The organism is Burkholderia sp. JPY481, assembly GCF_038900515.1.
GTDB classification, from domain to species: domain Bacteria; phylum Pseudomonadota; class Gammaproteobacteria; order Burkholderiales; family Burkholderiaceae; genus Paraburkholderia; species Paraburkholderia youngii.
Window position 1 is genome coordinate 38,326 of record NZ_JAYMRT010000016.1, and the last position, 15,559, is coordinate 53,884.

At 63.5% G+C, this 15,559-nt stretch carries 15 protein-coding genes and 1 tRNA gene; 8 read left to right on the forward strand and 8 right to left on the reverse strand.

The genetic code is table 11. The annotated features are described in order from the left end of the window. Positions 1-68: 68 nt before the first annotated feature. A complete protein-coding gene (locus VSR82_RS29835; protein WP_152853639.1) occupies positions 69-854 on the forward strand; it encodes a DODA-type extradiol aromatic ring-opening family dioxygenase in 786 nt (261 codons plus the stop codon). 121 nt (positions 855-975) lie between these two features. Here VSR82_RS29835 and VSR82_RS29840 read toward each other — a convergent pair whose 3' ends face one another. Continuing rightward, the gene (locus VSR82_RS29840; protein ID WP_429461783.1) at positions 976-2,571 is read right to left on the reverse strand and encodes an APC family permease; all 1,596 of its coding nucleotides are present in this window, start codon (positions 2,569-2,571) and stop codon (positions 976-978) included. A 422-nt stretch (positions 2,572-2,993) separates the two neighbouring features. Between VSR82_RS29840 and VSR82_RS29845 the strand changes: the two genes are divergently transcribed. Beyond that, the gene (locus tag VSR82_RS29845) at positions 2,994-3,197 is read left to right on the forward strand and encodes a cold-shock protein (RefSeq protein ID WP_013090665.1); all 204 of its coding nucleotides are present in this window, start codon (positions 2,994-2,996) and stop codon (positions 3,195-3,197) included. Between the two features lie 132 nt (positions 3,198-3,329). Here the strand turns inward: VSR82_RS29845 and VSR82_RS29850 are convergent, their stop codons facing one another. Next, positions 3,330-4,580 carry an Hsp70 family protein gene (locus VSR82_RS29850; RefSeq protein WP_429461778.1) on the reverse strand — a complete coding sequence of 417 codons (1,251 nt, stop codon included), beginning with the start codon at positions 4,578-4,580 and terminating at the stop codon, positions 3,330-3,332. A 187-nt stretch (positions 4,581-4,767) separates the two neighbouring features. On the opposite strand from VSR82_RS29850, the gene VSR82_RS29855 reads away from it, so the two are divergent. Further along, positions 4,768-6,291, forward strand: a complete 1,524-nt coding sequence (locus VSR82_RS29855; protein ID WP_368584334.1) for an MFS transporter — start codon at positions 4,768-4,770, stop codon at positions 6,289-6,291. A 42-nt stretch (positions 6,292-6,333) separates the two neighbouring features. On the opposite strand, the gene VSR82_RS29860 is transcribed toward VSR82_RS29855, so the two are convergent. Together VSR82_RS29860 and VSR82_RS29865 are read right to left on the reverse strand one after the other, a co-directional pair. Continuing rightward, positions 6,334-6,927, reverse strand: coding sequence for a nitroreductase family protein (locus tag VSR82_RS29860; RefSeq protein ID WP_184141689.1), 594 nt, complete (start codon positions 6,925-6,927; stop codon positions 6,334-6,336). Between the two features lie 191 nt (positions 6,928-7,118). Beyond that, positions 7,119-8,402 (reverse strand): MFS transporter, encoded by a 1,284-nt coding sequence (locus tag VSR82_RS29865; RefSeq protein WP_410850246.1) that lies wholly within the window; start codon positions 8,400-8,402, stop codon positions 7,119-7,121. 158 nt (positions 8,403-8,560) lie between these two features. On the opposite strand from VSR82_RS29865, the gene VSR82_RS29870 reads away from it, so the two are divergent. Continuing rightward, a complete protein-coding gene (locus tag VSR82_RS29870; protein WP_429461775.1) occupies positions 8,561-9,208 on the forward strand; it encodes a TetR/AcrR family transcriptional regulator in 648 nt (215 codons plus the stop codon). A 57-nt stretch (positions 9,209-9,265) separates the two neighbouring features. Next, entirely contained in the window at positions 9,266-9,820 is a 555-nt protein-coding gene (locus VSR82_RS29875) for a DUF1415 domain-containing protein (protein WP_368584336.1), read from the forward strand. A gap of 20 nt (positions 9,821-9,840) precedes the next feature. On the opposite strand, the gene VSR82_RS29880 is transcribed toward VSR82_RS29875, so the two are convergent. Beyond that, positions 9,841-10,683: a class I SAM-dependent methyltransferase gene (locus VSR82_RS29880; protein ID WP_176124293.1), complete on the reverse strand. Its 843-nt coding sequence runs from the start codon at positions 10,681-10,683 to the stop codon at positions 9,841-9,843. 388 nt (positions 10,684-11,071) lie between these two features. Between VSR82_RS29880 and VSR82_RS29885 the strand changes: the two genes are divergently transcribed. After that, positions 11,072-11,392, forward strand: a complete 321-nt coding sequence (locus VSR82_RS29885) for a type II toxin-antitoxin system HicA family toxin (protein ID WP_013090673.1) — start codon at positions 11,072-11,074, stop codon at positions 11,390-11,392. Between the two features lie 140 nt (positions 11,393-11,532). On the opposite strand, the gene VSR82_RS29890 is transcribed toward VSR82_RS29885, so the two are convergent. Further along, entirely contained in the window at positions 11,533-11,742 is a 210-nt protein-coding gene (locus VSR82_RS29890) for a DUF1059 domain-containing protein (RefSeq protein ID WP_176124292.1), read from the reverse strand. Positions 11,743-12,079: 337 nt separating this feature from the next. Between VSR82_RS29890 and VSR82_RS29895 the strand changes: the two genes are divergently transcribed. Further along, positions 12,080-13,351: a TIGR03862 family flavoprotein gene (locus tag VSR82_RS29895; RefSeq protein ID WP_429461773.1), complete on the forward strand. Its 1,272-nt coding sequence runs from the start codon at positions 12,080-12,082 to the stop codon at positions 13,349-13,351. Between the two features lie 15 nt (positions 13,352-13,366). Here the strand turns inward: VSR82_RS29895 and VSR82_RS29900 are convergent, their stop codons facing one another. After that, a complete protein-coding gene (locus VSR82_RS29900) occupies positions 13,367-14,491 on the reverse strand; it encodes a methyltransferase (protein ID WP_429461771.1) in 1,125 nt (374 codons plus the stop codon). A gap of 756 nt (positions 14,492-15,247) precedes the next feature. On the opposite strand from VSR82_RS29900, the gene VSR82_RS29905 reads away from it, so the two are divergent. After that, positions 15,248-15,472, forward strand: coding sequence for an SDR family oxidoreductase (locus tag VSR82_RS29905; protein ID WP_429461966.1), 225 nt, complete (start codon positions 15,248-15,250; stop codon positions 15,470-15,472). A gap of 10 nt (positions 15,473-15,482) precedes the next feature. Here the strand turns inward: VSR82_RS29905 and VSR82_RS29910 are convergent. Then, positions 15,483-15,558: transfer RNA gene (locus VSR82_RS29910), tRNA-Thr, on the reverse strand. Between the last annotated feature and the right edge of the window lies 1 nt (position 15,559).

Genomic DNA, 15,559 nt, shown 5'->3' on the forward strand with positions numbered 1-15,559 from the left:
GGCGTGTGGACTTATATTGGTAGTAACCCAATTTCTCCGTGCCGTGCTGTCACGGCCGCGTTGCTGTCATGAACCGCTTACCTTCGCTCTTTCTGTCCCACGGCTCGCCCACGTTGCCGATCGATCCGTCGATGCCGTCCGCCGAGTTCGGCGCGCTCGGCACGCAATTGCCCCGTCCCGAGGCAATCCTGATGCTGTCGGCGCACTGGGGCACCGCGCAGCCACTCGCCAGCATCGCGACGGCGCCTGAAACCATCCACGATTTTTATGGCTTTCCGCGCCAGCTCTACGAAATCCAATACCCGGCACCGGGCGCACCCGACGTCGCGCGCAGCGCCGCCGCGCTGCTCGGCGCGAGCGGCATCGTCGCGGACGTGCAGCCGCACGGACTCGACCACGGCGCATGGGTGCCGATGCTGCTGATGTTCCCGCAAGCGGACGTGCCGATCGCGCAACTGTCGATCCAGCCGCACAAGGACGCCGCGCATCATTTCCGCGTCGGCCGGGCGCTGCGCGCGCTGAAAGACGAAGGCGTGATGGTGGTCGGCTCCGGTCAGATCACCCATAACCTGCGCGCCGCCGATTTCTCCGCTCGCCCGGAAGACGCCGATCCGCGCGTGACCGAATTCACCGACTGGTTCGAAGACAAGCTCGTCGCGCGCGATATCGACGCGCTGCTCGACTATCGCCGCCAGGCGCCGCACGCGGTGCTGATGCATCCGACCGACGAGCATCTGTTGCCGGTGTTCGCCGCCCTCGGCGCCGCCGACGACGACTATTCGCTTGCGATCCAGTCGCTCGGCACCTACCAGCGCTCACTCGCGATGACGAACTACGTGTTCGGCACCGCCTGATCCGCCGCGGAACCAGCCAGCCGTAACGACCAACGAAAAAGCCCGCCTGATCATCGATCAGGCGGGCTTTTTTCTAACGTGAAGGCCCCGCTTCGAGCGGCCCCTTCGCTTGGACGAACGCTCAGTGCGCGCCGATACCTTCGAGCACTTCGTCGTGCACGAGCCGCTCGTCCAGATACTCCGAACGATAGCCGCTGTTCACGCCCCAGAAGTAGAACACCAACGAGAAGGCGATCACGACGAGCATGTCCCAGCCGTACGGCAGGACGCCGAAGCCGCCGAACTGCTTGCTGCCGATCAGCGACAGGATCGCCATGATCGGCAGGTACGCGACCAGCCACCAGGCGGCCTTCAGATCGCGGTTCCAGCCCTCGAAGCCCTGCTTGGCCTGGAAGTAGAAGTACACCGGCAACGCGACGACCATCAGGAGAATGATTTCGCCGGTCAGCGGCCACTTCGCCCAGTACAGGATCAGCGACGCGCAGACGAACGCGAACGGCGCAATCACCTTCATGCCGGCGATATGCAGCGGGCGCTCGAGATCGGTTGCCGCGCGACGCAGCGCCATCAGGCTAATCGGGCCGGTCAAGTACGAGATCACGGTCGCAACCGAAATCACCGCCGCGAGCGAGCTCCAGCCGCGGAAGAAGAACAGGAAGATGAACGACACGAACAGGTTGAACCACATCGCCTGACGCGGCACGCCGTACAACGGATGCACCTGTCCGAAAATTTTTGGCATGGTGTTGTTGCGCTCCATCGCGTAGATCATCCGCGTCGTGGTCGCCATATAGGTCGTACCGGTGCCGCTCGGGCTGACGAACGCGTCGACGTACAGCAGGAACGCCAGCCAGTTCAGGTTCAGCGCGATCGCCAGCTCCGCGAACGGCGAAGCGAAGTTGAAGTGGCTCCAGCCCTTCATCACGTCGGCCGGATTCACGGCGCCGATGTACGCGATCTGCAGCAACACATAGATTACGAGCGCGAGCAGGATCGAGCCGATCACCGCGAACGGCACGCTCCTCGCCGGATTGCGCGCTTCACCGGCCAGGTTGACCGGACTCTGGAAACCATTGAACGCGAACACGATCCCACTCGTCGCGACCGCGGTCAGCACCGCCGACCAGCCGTACGGCGCGAATGTGCTCGCCTGGCCGAAGTTCTCGGTGTGGACGCCGGTCATCATCAGACCGACGATCGTTGCGCCCGGGATCAGGAATTTGAAGATCGTGATCGCGGAATTCGCGCGCGCGAACAGCTTGACGCCCCAGTAGTTGAGCAGGAAGTAGATGATCACGAGGCCGGCCGACAACACCAGGCCGTTGGTAGTCAATGAACCGTCGACGAACAGCGCATGCGCCCACGGATAGGGCCACGTGCTCATGTATTGAATCGATGCTTCGGCCTCGATTGGAATCACCGACACGATCGCGATCCAGTTGGCCCACGCGCTGATGAAACCGACCAGCGCGCCGTGCGAGTAGCGCGCATAGCGCACCATCCCGCCAGATTCCGGAAACATCGCGCCGAGTTCCGCGTAGGTCAGCGCAATCGCGAGAATCACGACCGCGCCGATGATCCATGCGCAAATTGCAGCGGGACCGGCAATCTTTGCAGCCTTCCACGCGCCGAACAGCCAGCCCGATCCGATGATCGAGCCCAGACCGGTCAGCATCAGCGCGAATGGCCCGATGTTCCGTTGTATAGAACTTTTCACGTCTTCTCCTAAATCAGAACCATGTCGGCACCGCGTGACATCGCTCGTGGCGGTGAGGACGTGGTGACGCGCATGAAAGCGCGTCCAGATGCGGAATAGGTGCAACCGACGCGCGGCGCGTAGTTTAACGGTTGCACCGCGTTGCTGCAGGGAAACCGACTAAGGGTTCTCCCTGGCAAAAGATCGTCCAGATATGTAAATTTTGTAAGAAACCATCGCGCCAGTCCGATAAGTTTCGTGCAGACTGTTGACCTTCGTCCGAATTCGCCGTATAACGTTCCAGCAGGATTTCAAGTGGCGAGTGAAGTGGTTCTTTCGTAGTTCGCCCATCAACGGTACTCCGGTTGGTCCCATTACCCCCTTCCTTGATTTTCATGCACCCCGGGCTTCGGCCTTATTCACCATTTTTAGGAAAAAGTAATATGGAAACCGGTACCGTCAAGTGGTTCAACGACGCTAAGGGCTTTGGCTTCATCACTCCGGACGGCGGCGGTGAAGATCTGTTCGCGCATTTCTCGGAAATTCGCGTCGACGGCTTCAAGACGCTGCAAGAAAACCAAAAGGTCACGTTTGAAGTGAAGACGGGCCCGAAGGGCAAGCAAGCAGCTAACATCAAGCCGGTGTAAGCTTCTAGCTTCCTTCTGGACGCAAAAAACCCCGCCTCGGCGGGGTTTTTTCTTTATCGGCGGCAAATCGAAATCAATGATTAAATTGCCGTATTCGCAATTCGCGGCGGATTATTTTCCGATTATTCGCGATTATCCGAACATGCGCCGGGCATGAATACCGAGGCCAGTCGCCACGCTCGCGAGACGATCGCCGAACACCGCTTTCGCGTCCGGGAACGCCGCCGCCAGCGCGCCCGACAGAAACGCGAGGCCGGTCGAACCGCCGGTGAAATAAATCGCGTCGACGTCGCGCGGTGCGACACCCGCCGCCTGCACCGTATCGCGCGCGGCCTGCACGATGCGTCGCGTTTCGTCCTCTCCGGCTTTGACGAGTTGCGCTTCGTCGAAGGCGAGGCGCAGATCCTCTTCCACTTGCTCGAGATCGATCACGGTCTCGCCGCCCGCCGCCACGCCGATCTTCGCCTCTTCCGCGTGCGCCGCGAGCGCGTGCCCAAAACGCTGCTCGACCACGCGCATCAGCCGGTCGTGGTGCTTCGTTTCGGTGAAAAGGTGCCGCATCAATGCGAGTTCGCTGACGCGCTTCGGCGTGTAGACGGTGTTGATCAGGTGCCAGGTCGCGAGATCGAAATAAATCCGATTCGGGATTTCGCGCCCTTGCGGATCTAGCGATTGATAACCGAGTTCGCGCAGGATCGTCACGAGTTCGACGCGCCGGTCGAAGTCCGTACCCGCGACGTGCACACCGTGATGCGCGAGCACGTCGTCCTTGCGTTCGACGCGCTTCATCCGTTCCGGCCCCACTCGCACGAGCGAAAAGTCCGACGTACCACCGCCGATGTCCGCCACAAGCACGAGTCCTTCGGCGCTCAGATGCGATTCATAGTCGAACGCAGCGGCGATCGGTTCATACTGAAAGTGGATATCGCGCAAGCCGACCGTGCGCGCAGCGGCTTCGAGCTGTTGCTGCGCCATCTGGTCGGCGCGCGGGTCGTCGTCGACGAAGAACACCGGGCGGCCCAGCACGGCCCGCTCGATCGCGCCGCCGGCGCTCGCCTCGGCCGCGCGCTTCAGATGGGTCAGGAAGGTCGCGATCACGTCGGTGTACTTGATCGCAGTGCCATCGCCGAGATCGGTCGTATTTTCGGCGAGCGGCGAGCCGAGAATGCTTTTCATCGAGCGCATCAACCGGCCGTCGAAACCGTCGATGTAGGCGGCAAGCGCCGCGCGCCCGAATTCGGTGGTGTTTTCGTCGGTATTGAAGAAGACCGCCGTGGGCAGCGTCGTGTACGCGCCTTCGACCGGCGCCAGCTTCAGCTGCGGGCCGCTCGGAATCGCAACGGCCGAATTGGAAGTACCGAAGTCAATCGCGCAATAGTTCATGGCAGGAATGGCCGCTCACGGCTGGCGCGCACAGAAAGGGGAGCGGCTTTGTATCACGAAAACTCCGGCAGCATCAACTGAAGCTGACGGAACCGCGGCAAGATCGTCCGAAATCGTGGCGCGGAACAGATCTTGCTGGATCGGACCGGATACGCCGCCGCATTTCGCCATCGAGGAGACTTCGCGTATGAGCGTGCCGCCCACCGCCGCCGTCGATGCCCACCACGCCATGCTGATCGAAACCGACCTACCGTCGCGGCTAGACCGCCTGCCGTGGGGCCGCTTTCACACCCTGATCGTAGTCGCGCTCGGCGTGACGTGGCTGCTCGACGGGCTCGAAGTGACGCTGGCGGGCGCGGTCGCGAGCGCGCTGAAAACCAGCCCGGCGCTGCGCTTTTCGAATGCCGACGTCGGCCTTGCGGGCAGCGCGTACATTGCCGGCGCGGTGCTCGGCGCACTCGGTTTCGGCTGGCTGACCGACCGGCTTGGCCGCCGCAAGCTGTTTTTCATCACGCTGACGCTTTATCTGGCCGCGACCGCGGCGACCGCGCTGTCGTGGAATCTGATGAGCTTCATGCTGTTCCGCTTCCTGACCGGCGCGGGTATCGGCGGCGAATACACGGCGATCAACTCGACGATCCAGGAATTCACGCCGGCACGCGTGCGCGGCTGGACCGACCTCGGCATCAACGGCACGTTCTGGGTTGGCGCGGGGCTCGGCGCCGCGGGCTCGCTGGTACTGCTCGACCCGCATCTGCTGCCTTCCGACTGGGGCTGGCGCGCGTGTTTTTTCATCGGCGCGGTGCTCGCGCTCGGGATTCTGCCGATGCGCATCTGGATACCCGAAAGCCCACGCTGGCTGCTCACGCATGGTGACGAGCGTGACGCACGGACGATCGTCGAGGGCATCGAAACGCGTTTTCGCGAGGACGGCCACACGCTCGCCGACGACGCCCTCACGCGGCTACGTCTGCGTGCGCGCGACCATACACCGTTACGCGAGGTGTTCCATACGCTGTTCAACGTGCACCGGCGCCGCTCGCTGGTCGGTCTCACGTTGATGACCGCACAGGCATTCTTCTACAACGCGATCTTTTTCACCTACGCGCTCGTCCTCACCGACTTCTATCACGTGCCGGGCGGCGACATCGGCTGGTATCTGCTGCCTTTCGCGCTCGGTAATTTCCTGGGGCCGCTCGTGCTCGGGCGGCTATTCGATGTGATCGGCCGACGCAAGATGATCGCCGCGACGTACGCGATGTCGGCGATCCTGCTGACGCTGTCGGGCTATCTGTTCGAGCAGCAACTGCTCACCGTCGTCACGCAGACGGTCGCCTGGATGGTGATTTTCTTCTTCGCGTCAGCGGCCGCGAGTTCCGCGTATCTGACCGTCAGCGAATCGTTTCCGCTCGAAATCCGCGCGCTCGCGATCGCGGTTTTCTATGCGTTCGGCACCGCGCTGGGCGGCATCATCGGGCCGGCGTTTTTCGGTCGGCTGATCGACACGCATCAGCGCAGCGAAGTGTTTTCGGGCTATCTGGTCGGCTCGGGCTTGATGCTCGCGGCGGCGCTCGTCGCAGCGATCTGGGGTGTCGACGCTGAGCGCAAGCCGCTCGAGCATGTGGCGGCACCGCTGTCGAGCGTGACGGATGAAGAGCTCGGCGCACACAGCGCCGATGAAAAACGCGCGGACCGTGCCGCGCGTACCTGACTGCCTGGCGAAGTCACGCGGCAAGCGCCGCGAATCCGTTGCTCAAAACGCCTTCTTCCAGCCGCCGCCGTACGCGATTTCCGCGAGCGCCACGCGCTGACGCGGCGCCTTCTCGCGTTCGCGCAGGACGGGGTCCAGTTTGTCGACGTCGCCGTAATGGCCAAGCGAGATCATCGCGATCGGCTCGACGTCTTTCGGCAATTCGAAGGTGGTGCGGAACGCGTTCACGTCGAAGCCGCTCATCTGGTGCGCGGCGAGGCCGAGCGCGTGCGCCTGCAGCACCAGCGACATCGCCGCCGCGCCCGCGTCATAGAGCGCGCAGCGATTGACGTCGCCCTTGTTGGTCAGGGTGTGCGCGGTGACCGCGATCAGCACCGGCGCGGGCGCATTCCAGCCCTGGTTGAACGGCACGAGCGTGGCGAAAGCCTTCTTGAACGCGACTTCATCGACGCTGCGATCGAATACGACAAAACGCCAGGGCTGCGCGTTATACGAGGACGGCGCCCAGCGCGCCGCTTCGAGCACGGCGCGCAATTGATCGCGGCTGACCGGCTCGCTCGAATACGCGCGCGGGCTCCAACGGCCTGCAATCAGCTCGTGAATGGCAACTTCGGTTGAGGCGGGTTTCTTGGCCATGCGCTTCTCTCGGTAGAAATTCATGATGGTCGGGCGGTTGCCCGAGGCCACATAGCATAACGGGCTTTCGGTGCGCGCTCCAACTTGCGGCGGGGGGCTATGCGCGCTGGATGAAAAAGCGCGCACGGCCCGTTATGGGCCGTGCGCCGTTGCTTTGCTAACGGTGAATCTGCGCGGTTCGCGAAGGCGATTCAGATTGCCTGCGGTGCCGGCACTTTGGCCGGGCGGTTGATGCGCAGCACGATCACCGCGGCGATCAGGCACAAGCCGCCGGAAATCATCGACGCGACCGTATAAGTGCCGAGGCTCGCGCGCAGCATGCCCGCGCCGAGCGCCGCGAACGCCGCGCCGAGCTGGTGGCCGGCGACCACCCAGCCGAACACGATCGGCGCCGATTCCTTGCCGTAGACGTCGGTGGCGAGACGCACGGTCGGCGGCACCGTGGCGATCCAGTCGAGACCGTAGAACACCGCGAACAGCGGCAACCCGAAAAAGTCGATGCCGAACGCGTGCGGCAGATACATCAGCGACAGGCCGCGCAGCCCGTAGTACCAGAACAGCAGCACGCGGCTATTGAAGCGATCCGACAGCCAGCCCGACAGCGTCGTGCCGAACAGGTCGAACACGCCCATCGCCGCGAGCAGCGACGCGCCCTGCACTTCGGTCATCCCGTAGTCGCCGCACATCGCGATCAGATGGGTGCCGACGTAGCCATTGGTGCTCGCGCCGCAAATGAAGAAGCTGAAGAACAGCAGCCAGAAATCGCGCGTTTTGCTCGCCGACGCGAGCGTGCCGAACGCGATCGCGAGCGGATTCTGCCTGGTGACGGTCGTGGTAATCGGCGCGTCGTGCGGTTCGCCGTATGGGCGCAACTGCATGTCGGCCGGATGCTCGGGCAGCAGGAACGCGACGAGCGGAATCACGATGCCCGCCGCGAGCGCGACGACCCAGACGACCTGGCGCCAGCCGTAATGCTCGGCGATGGCCGCGAGCAGCGGCAGGAACACCAGCTGGCCGGTCGCCGAGCTGGCGGTCAGGATACCCATCACGAGACCGCGGCGCGTCGTGAACCAGCGCGTCACGACGGTCGCCGACAGCGACAGCGCCGCGACTCCGGTCGATCCGCCGACCATCACACCCCAGATCAACACCATCTGCCACGGATGCGCCATCAGCGACGACAGCGCGACGCCCGCGGCCATCGTACCGAGCGCCGCCAGTAGCGTCGGACGTACACCGAAGCGCTGCATCGCGGCGGCCGCGAACGGCCCCATCAACCCGTACAGCGCGATGTTCACCGAGATCGCGAGCGAAATCGTCGCGCGGCTCCAGCCGAACTGGTGCTCGAGCGGCACCATCATCACGCTCGGCGTCGCGCGCGTACCCGCCGCCGCGAGCAACACGAGAAACACCACGGCGACGGTCAACCAGCCATAGTGGAAACGTCCGCCTATCAGTCGCGCAGCCCAGTTCATCGGTTCTCCAATCGACGCGGCCGGGGTGGCGGCATCGTTCGTATTGTTACTGTTACGACTTCGGTAAATGATTTGTGACAGATCAGTCACAATAGTGTTGCGATGTTAGTTACTGGTCGGTAACATGTCAAGGCGTCAATTCAATCGGGTGACTTGCCATGTCCGACAGCGAAACTCTCAAGCCCGCCACTACTCGCTCACGGCGCGCGCGCGGCGCACAGACCGCCGGGCCGCAGGCGCAACAGCATCTGCTGCGCGCGGCTAGCGAGTTGTTCTATCGCGAGGGCGTGCGCACGGTAGGCGTCGATGCGGTGGTCGAGCGCGCGGGTGTGAACAAAATGAGCCTGTACCGGCAGTTTTCGTCGAAGGACGAGCTGGTAATAGCGTATCTAGAACAGAAGGACGAGCAGTTCTTCGGCTACGTCGAGAAGAGTTTCGCGAAGCATCCGGGCGAGCCGGCGAAGCAGCTTCAGCAGTACTTCGACGACCTCGCAGTGCGCGCCTCGGTCGATCATTACCGCGGCTGCCCGTTCGTGAACGTGTCGGTGGAGTTTTCGGATACCGCGCATCCGGCGCGGCAGTTCGTATTCCGCAACAAGCAGCGCTTGATGGCGCGCCTCGTCGAACTGTCGACGGCGGCCGGCGCCGACGATCCGCAAGCGCTTGCCGATGGGCTCGGTCTGCTGATCGAGGGCGTGTACGCGGCGAGCCAGACTTACGGGCCGGGCTGCGGGCCGATCCTCGCCGCGCCGAAAGTCGCCGCGCAGTTGATTGCGGCCGCTTGCGGGGACAGGCAGGCTCGCTGAGTCAGTCCGTCAGTGGGTCCTTTAGAATTGCGCGTTTCCTCGTCGCATCCGTCCGCCATGCCGTTGCCCGCCGAATCCCACGATGCCGTTATTGCCACGACCCGTCACTGGCTGACGGAAGCCGTGATCGGCTTGAACCTGTGCCCGTTCGCGAAGGCCGTGCATGTGAAGGAGCAGATTCGCTATGCGGTGAGCGAAGCGGACACGCTCGAAGCGGTACTCTCCGACCTGGAAGCTGAACTGCAGACGCTCGTCGCCGCCGACCCCGCCGCCATCGACACGACGCTGCTGATCCTGCCTCGCGCGTTCGGCGACTTTCTCGACTTCAACGACTGCCTGTTCTTCGCCGACCGCCTGATCCAGCAACTGCGGCTCGAAGGCGTGATTCAGATCGCGAGCTTCCATCCGCGCTACCAGTTCGAAGGCAGCGAGCCCGACGACATCGAAAACTACACGAACCGGGCGCCCTATCCGATCCTGCATCTGCTGCGTGAAGACAGCATCGAGCGGGCGGTACAGGCCTTTCCCGACGCCGAAGAGATTTATGAGCGCAATCAGGAAACGCTGCGGCGCATTGGCCTCGCCGGCTGGGATGCGTTGATGAAGCGCTAGGTGAAGCGCCAGGCTGCGCCTCAGGCCGGCACGAAAAACCGCTCCTTCAGCGCATCGAGCCCGAGCGTGTCCAGCACTTCGCCGAGCCGCTCAGCCGGCCGGCGCCGTGGCAGATCCTTGTACTGCGCGATGATCAGCTCGTTTTTCATCGAGTGTTCCCAGCCGACCAGCTCGGTCACGCTGACCTGATAGCCATGCGCCTCGAGTTGCAGACAGCGCAGCACGTTCGTGATCTGACTGCCGAATTCGCGCGTGTGCAGCGGATGCCGCCAGATTTCCGTGAGCGCGTTCTTCAGCGCCTTGCCCTTGTTCTGCCGCAGCACGCCGGCCACCTCGGCCTGGCAGCACGGCACGACGACGATGTACTTCGCGTGCTTTTCGAGCGCGAAACGGATCGCGTCGTCGGTGGCGGTATTGCACGCGTGCAGCGCGGTCACGATGTCGATTTCGGCGGGCAGCCGCGTCGACGTGATCGACTCGGCCACCGACAGATTCAGAAACGACATCCCCTTGAAGCCGAGCCGCGCCGCCAGCTCTTCGGACTTCGTCACCAGCTCTTCGCGCGTTTCGATGCCATAAATGTGCGAAGCCCCACCAGCGGCGTCCTGAAACTCCTTGAAAAACAGGTCGTAGAGGATAAAACCGAGGTATGACTTGCCCGCGCCGTGATCGACGAGCGTCAGCGAGCCCTGCTGGTCCTTCAGGTCCTTGAGCAGCGGCTCGATGAACTGGAACAGGTGGTAGACCTGCTTCAGCTTGCGACGGCTGTCCTGATTCATCTTGCCGTCGCGCGTGAGGATGTGGAGCTCTTTGAGCAGTTCGACGGACTGGTTGGGACGGATTTCGTGGGTTTTGCCGGACATCGTGTGGGTCGCCATCAATCGCAGCGCGAACGTGCGACAGATGACGGAAAAAGAGAAAAGTTACTGCCAGTTTACCCAAACTGCGACATTCCCAGCGAGCACGCCGCGCGGACGACGCGACATCGGTGCTCTGCTGGGAACACTTCCTGCTCGACAGGCGCCGCGCGGAAGTGTCTCGATAATGGCTGAAAACAGCTTGCGCGCCGGCTGAGCCCGCGGGCGCAGGCCGTGTCGCCGAAAACAGGAGGCTGTCCGGCCGTGCGACCGGACACGCGAAGCGGATGCATGTGGGGAGAGCGGTCCCGCAACGCGGGCCGAACGTTACGTAACCAGCAGCGGCCGGCTTCGCAACCGGTCGCGCGCTCGGATGATCACAGAAGAGGCGGCAATGGATACGGTACCCAACGGAAATGTCGAACAGAAGTTTCAGGAAATGCTGGCGAAGCTGACCACCGCGCCGGCATGGTCGGAGAAACAGCAACTCGAACTGGAGATGGCTCGCGACATCTCCACGGAAATGCTGCGGCTCGCCGAGGTCATGCGCGACGGCAACGTCGACCTCGAAACTTGCCTGACGATGCTCAAGTACGCCAAGGTGCTCGACTTCGTGATGACGACGCTCGCGTCGCGACGCGACATCAAGCCGCAGACGTTGCGGGTGATCTTCAAGCTCGCCGGACTGAAGGTCGATGAGGCGTATCCGGGCTAGCGCGTCGGCATCTCGGTTAGGATGGCTTGGTATCGCGTTTCGCGTATCGCGTTCACCACAACACTGCTGCTACACGATCGCGCGCGGCGGCTAGATGCCGCTCGCGACGCGGGCTTCCACACTCCCCTTGCACGGGTATCTCAAGCGCGCGGCGCCTCGGCCGGCGGCGTTCCCTCATGAAATAGCGTCTTCAGCTGCGCGCGCAGTTCCGGCGAATCCGCGTGCTTGTGAACGCTGACGGCATGCTGGACCGCGGCTTCGAGCAGCTCGCTGTCGCTGTCGGCGGACATCGCGACGGTGCAGTTCATTTCGCTCGGAAATTCGCGGCAGTCGATGTATTTGCGGGTCATGACAATCTCCTTGAACCAGACGATCGACTCTTCCATCGATTCGACAGGCGATGGGCGTCGGCTGCCGGCGCGCGGCAGTGAAGCGCGCCGCAGTGGCTGCGTCGCAAGTGATGTGATGGGAATTGACGCGAGGGAACGACGCGAACGACGTCCGATGGAAGATGTGTGAAAAGTATAGGTCGCGTGCGGCGCGAGCCAAGCGGTGAACGAAGTTCGACTGCGTTCGACGGCGTTTGCCGCGCGCCGCGCGCGGTGTGACAATAACGCCCTTCGCGCCGCCCGTCCGTTCGGTCGCTGGCGGCGCACCGCCTTTTCCCCCGCAGATTCGCCGAACCGCATGCCCTCCTCGCTCGATTCCGCCCGCGTCGCCGTAATCGGCGGCGGCCCCGCCGGCCTGATGGCCGCCGAGACGCTTGCCCGGCGCGGCGTGCAAGTCCACGTATATGACGCGATGCCGTCGGTCGGCCGCAAGTTCCTGATGGCGGGCAAAGGCGGCATGAACATCACGCATTCGGAAGCGCTCGAGCCGTTTCTCGACCGCTATGGCGCGCGCCGCGCGCGCATCGCGCCGCTGCTCGACGCATTCGGTCCGGACGCGCTGCGCGCCTGGTTGCGCGAGTTGGGCGTTGAGACGTTCGTTGGCAGTTCGGGGCGCGTGTTTCCGTCCGACATGAAGGCCGCACCGATGCTGCGCGCGTGGCTGCATCGGCTGCGCGAAGCGGGCGTGCAGTTCCACATGCGTCACAAGTGGAACGGCTGGGCGTCAGTGTCGGAAGACAACGCCGCGCACGCGCTGCGCTTCGCCACGCCCGACGGTGAACAGACGGTGCGCTACGGCGCGGTCGTGTTCGCGCTCGGCGGCGGGAGTTGGCCGCGGCTCGGCTCCGACGCCGCGTGGGTGCCGCTGATGACGTCGCGCGAAGTGCCGGTGACGCCACTGCGCCCCGCGAACTGCGGCTTCGACGCGGACTGGAGCCCGTATCTGCGCGAGCGTTTCGCCGGTCAGCCGATCAAGACGATCGCGATCTCCTTCACCGATGTAGACGGAAAAGTCCACAATCGACAAGGTGAAATACTTCTGACCGAAACCGGCCTCGAAGGGAGCCTGATTTACGCGCTGTCGGCGCCGATCCGCGAGCGGATTCTGGCCGACGGTGAGGTCACCATCTCGCTGGATCTCCTGCCGGGCCTGCCGCTCGAGCGAGTCATCGAGGAAGTGACGCGGCCGCGCGGCTCACGCTCGATCGCGAGTCATCTGCATGGGCGGATCGGCATCGGCGGCGTCAAGCTGGCGCTGTTGCACGAGATTCTGTCGAAAGAAGCATTCGCCGATGCGCGCGGCCTCGCCCAGGAGATCAAGGCGCTGCCGGTGCGACTGCTGCGCGCGCGACCGATCGACGAAGCGATCAGCACGGCGGGTGGCATCCCCTTCGAGGCGCTGGACGCGCATCTGATGATCGACCGGATGCCCGGCGCATTCTGCGCGGGCGAAATGCTCGACTGGGAAGCACCGACCGGCGGTTTTCTGCTGACGGCCTGTTTTGCTAGCGGGCTGGTGGCCGGCCGGGGCGCATGCGCGTATCTGGACGCGCGCCGCGCATCGGCGTGACGCGCGCACTCGCCGTCACCGCACCTTGAGCCGCCACAACGACGTGATCTCGGCGGCTCGCGCAACATACAGCGGATCGTTCTGATCGCTGGCCTTCGGATGCCGTGGACGAATGTCCTCGCGTCCCACTACACTGAGCCCCGCCTGCTCGATCGCCGCCAACAGCCATTCGCGCGTGCGCAACCCGAGGTGCTCGGCGAAATCCGAAATGATCAGCCAGCCCTCGCCGCCCGGCGTCAGATGATCGGCGAGCCCGTTCAGGAAGCCGAGCAGCATCCGGCTGTCCGGATCATAGACCGCGTATTCGAGCGGCGACGCGGGCCGCGCCGGCACCCACGGCGGATTGCAGACGACGAGCGGTGCCCGGCCGTCCGGAAACAGATCGGCCTGTACGATCTCGACCTGCCCGGCGTACCCAAGACGGACGAGATTTTCACGCGCACACGCCAGCGCGCGCGCATCCTGGTCCGTCGCGACGATCTTGCGCACGCCGCGTTTAGCCAGCAGCGCGGCCAGCACGCCGGTGCCGGTGCCGATATCGAATGCGAGGTCCAGCGACGGTAGCGCCGTGCGCGCGACCAGATCGACGTACTCGCCGCGCACCGGTGAGAACACGCCGTAATGCGGATGAATGCGCTCGCCGAGCGCCGCGATCTCGACACCCTTCTTGCGCCATTCATGCGCGCCGATCAAACCGAGCAACTCGCGCAACGACACGACCGACGCCTCGCCGGTCGCCGGTCCGTACGCTTCGATGCAGGCCTGCCGCACGTCGGGCGCGCGGCGCAGGGAAATGCCGTAGTCCGCATCGAGCGGAATCAGGATCATGCCGAGCGTGCGCGCGCGCTGCGACTGCGCCTGCCGATGCAGGTTGAACGCGTCGAGCGGTGTCGCGCCTTGCTTGCGCGGCTTGCGTTCGAGCCGACGCGCGACCGCCTGCAACAGTTGGCGCGCGTTCTGGAAGTCGCCGTGCCACAACAGCGCGGTGCCTTCGCAGGCGAGGCGGTAGGCCGAGTCGGCAGTGGTGCGGTCGTCGGCGACGACGACGCGCTTCGGCGGCGGCACGGCCGCTTCGGAGCGCCAGCGTGCGGTGCGCGAGCCGTCGGCTTCAGGCCAGGTGAGAGTTGCGGGGCTGGTCATGGTGCAATGGAGTCGATGTGACGTCGCCGGCGAAGTTAACCGCGGCAGCGGACCGGAACGTCTGGCGGCTGCCCGCCATCCCGGGGCGACGCCCGAATAGTACCGTACCGCCGCCGTGCGGCTTCACGGCGCGGCATGGATTGGGGACGAAGATCAGGTAAGTTTAGACGCGCTGAATTTGGACAACCAAGTCCACAATGGACAAGGTGAAAGAGTTATTGTGATTTTTGAGCCGTTCGGCGGCGCACCTTAGCGCGCGGGGTGGCATTTCGCGGCCAGATTCAGACTACATAGTCCATAATCGACAAGGTGAAAGAGATATCGTGAATTTGCTGCCATTCTGTTGCTCACCTTTGGCTGTGATAGGAGCGAAGTTCGGCAAATGGATACTAAAACGTCCAGGATCGACAAGGTGAAGGAGATATCGTGATTTTTGAGCCATCAGACGTCGCACCTTAGGCCACGCTGCATTTTGGCGCGCCGATCGAAGACTAAAAAGTCTACTATCGACAAGGTGAAAGAGATTATCGGGATTTTTGAGCCATCCGGCGGCTCACCTCACGCCGCATTCACGTCTTTCCGGCATGGGCGAAAGACGAAAAAACCGCCCTCGGCAGGTGAAAACAACTGTCGCGCACGCGGGTCGGGCGATTTTGATTCGAACGTGCCGGCGGCGCGCAATCGACCGAATCTCGACGAAACGACGTCCTAGCCCGAGCAGGCGGGCGTGAAAGCGCTCGGTGTCGATCTCGATCTCTGTCTGCCGTTGCTGGCATCTCGCGCTATGGCACAGCGGAGGAAATTGCGGAGCTGATGGCTTTCGTCATATCGCCAGCAGCACGCTGGATGACCGGATCGACGCTGTGCATGGACGGCGGCGAGGTCAAGTCGTCTGGCTTGCCGACTCGACCGCCGAAAAAGAAAAACCCCGCCGAAGCGTGTGCTTCGACGGGGTTTTCAAGGATTTCCAGTTACTGCTGATAAAGCAATCTGGTGCCGGCTGCAGGACTCGAACCCGCCACCTCATGATTACAAGTCAAGCGCTCTACCTGATGAGCTAAGCCGGCA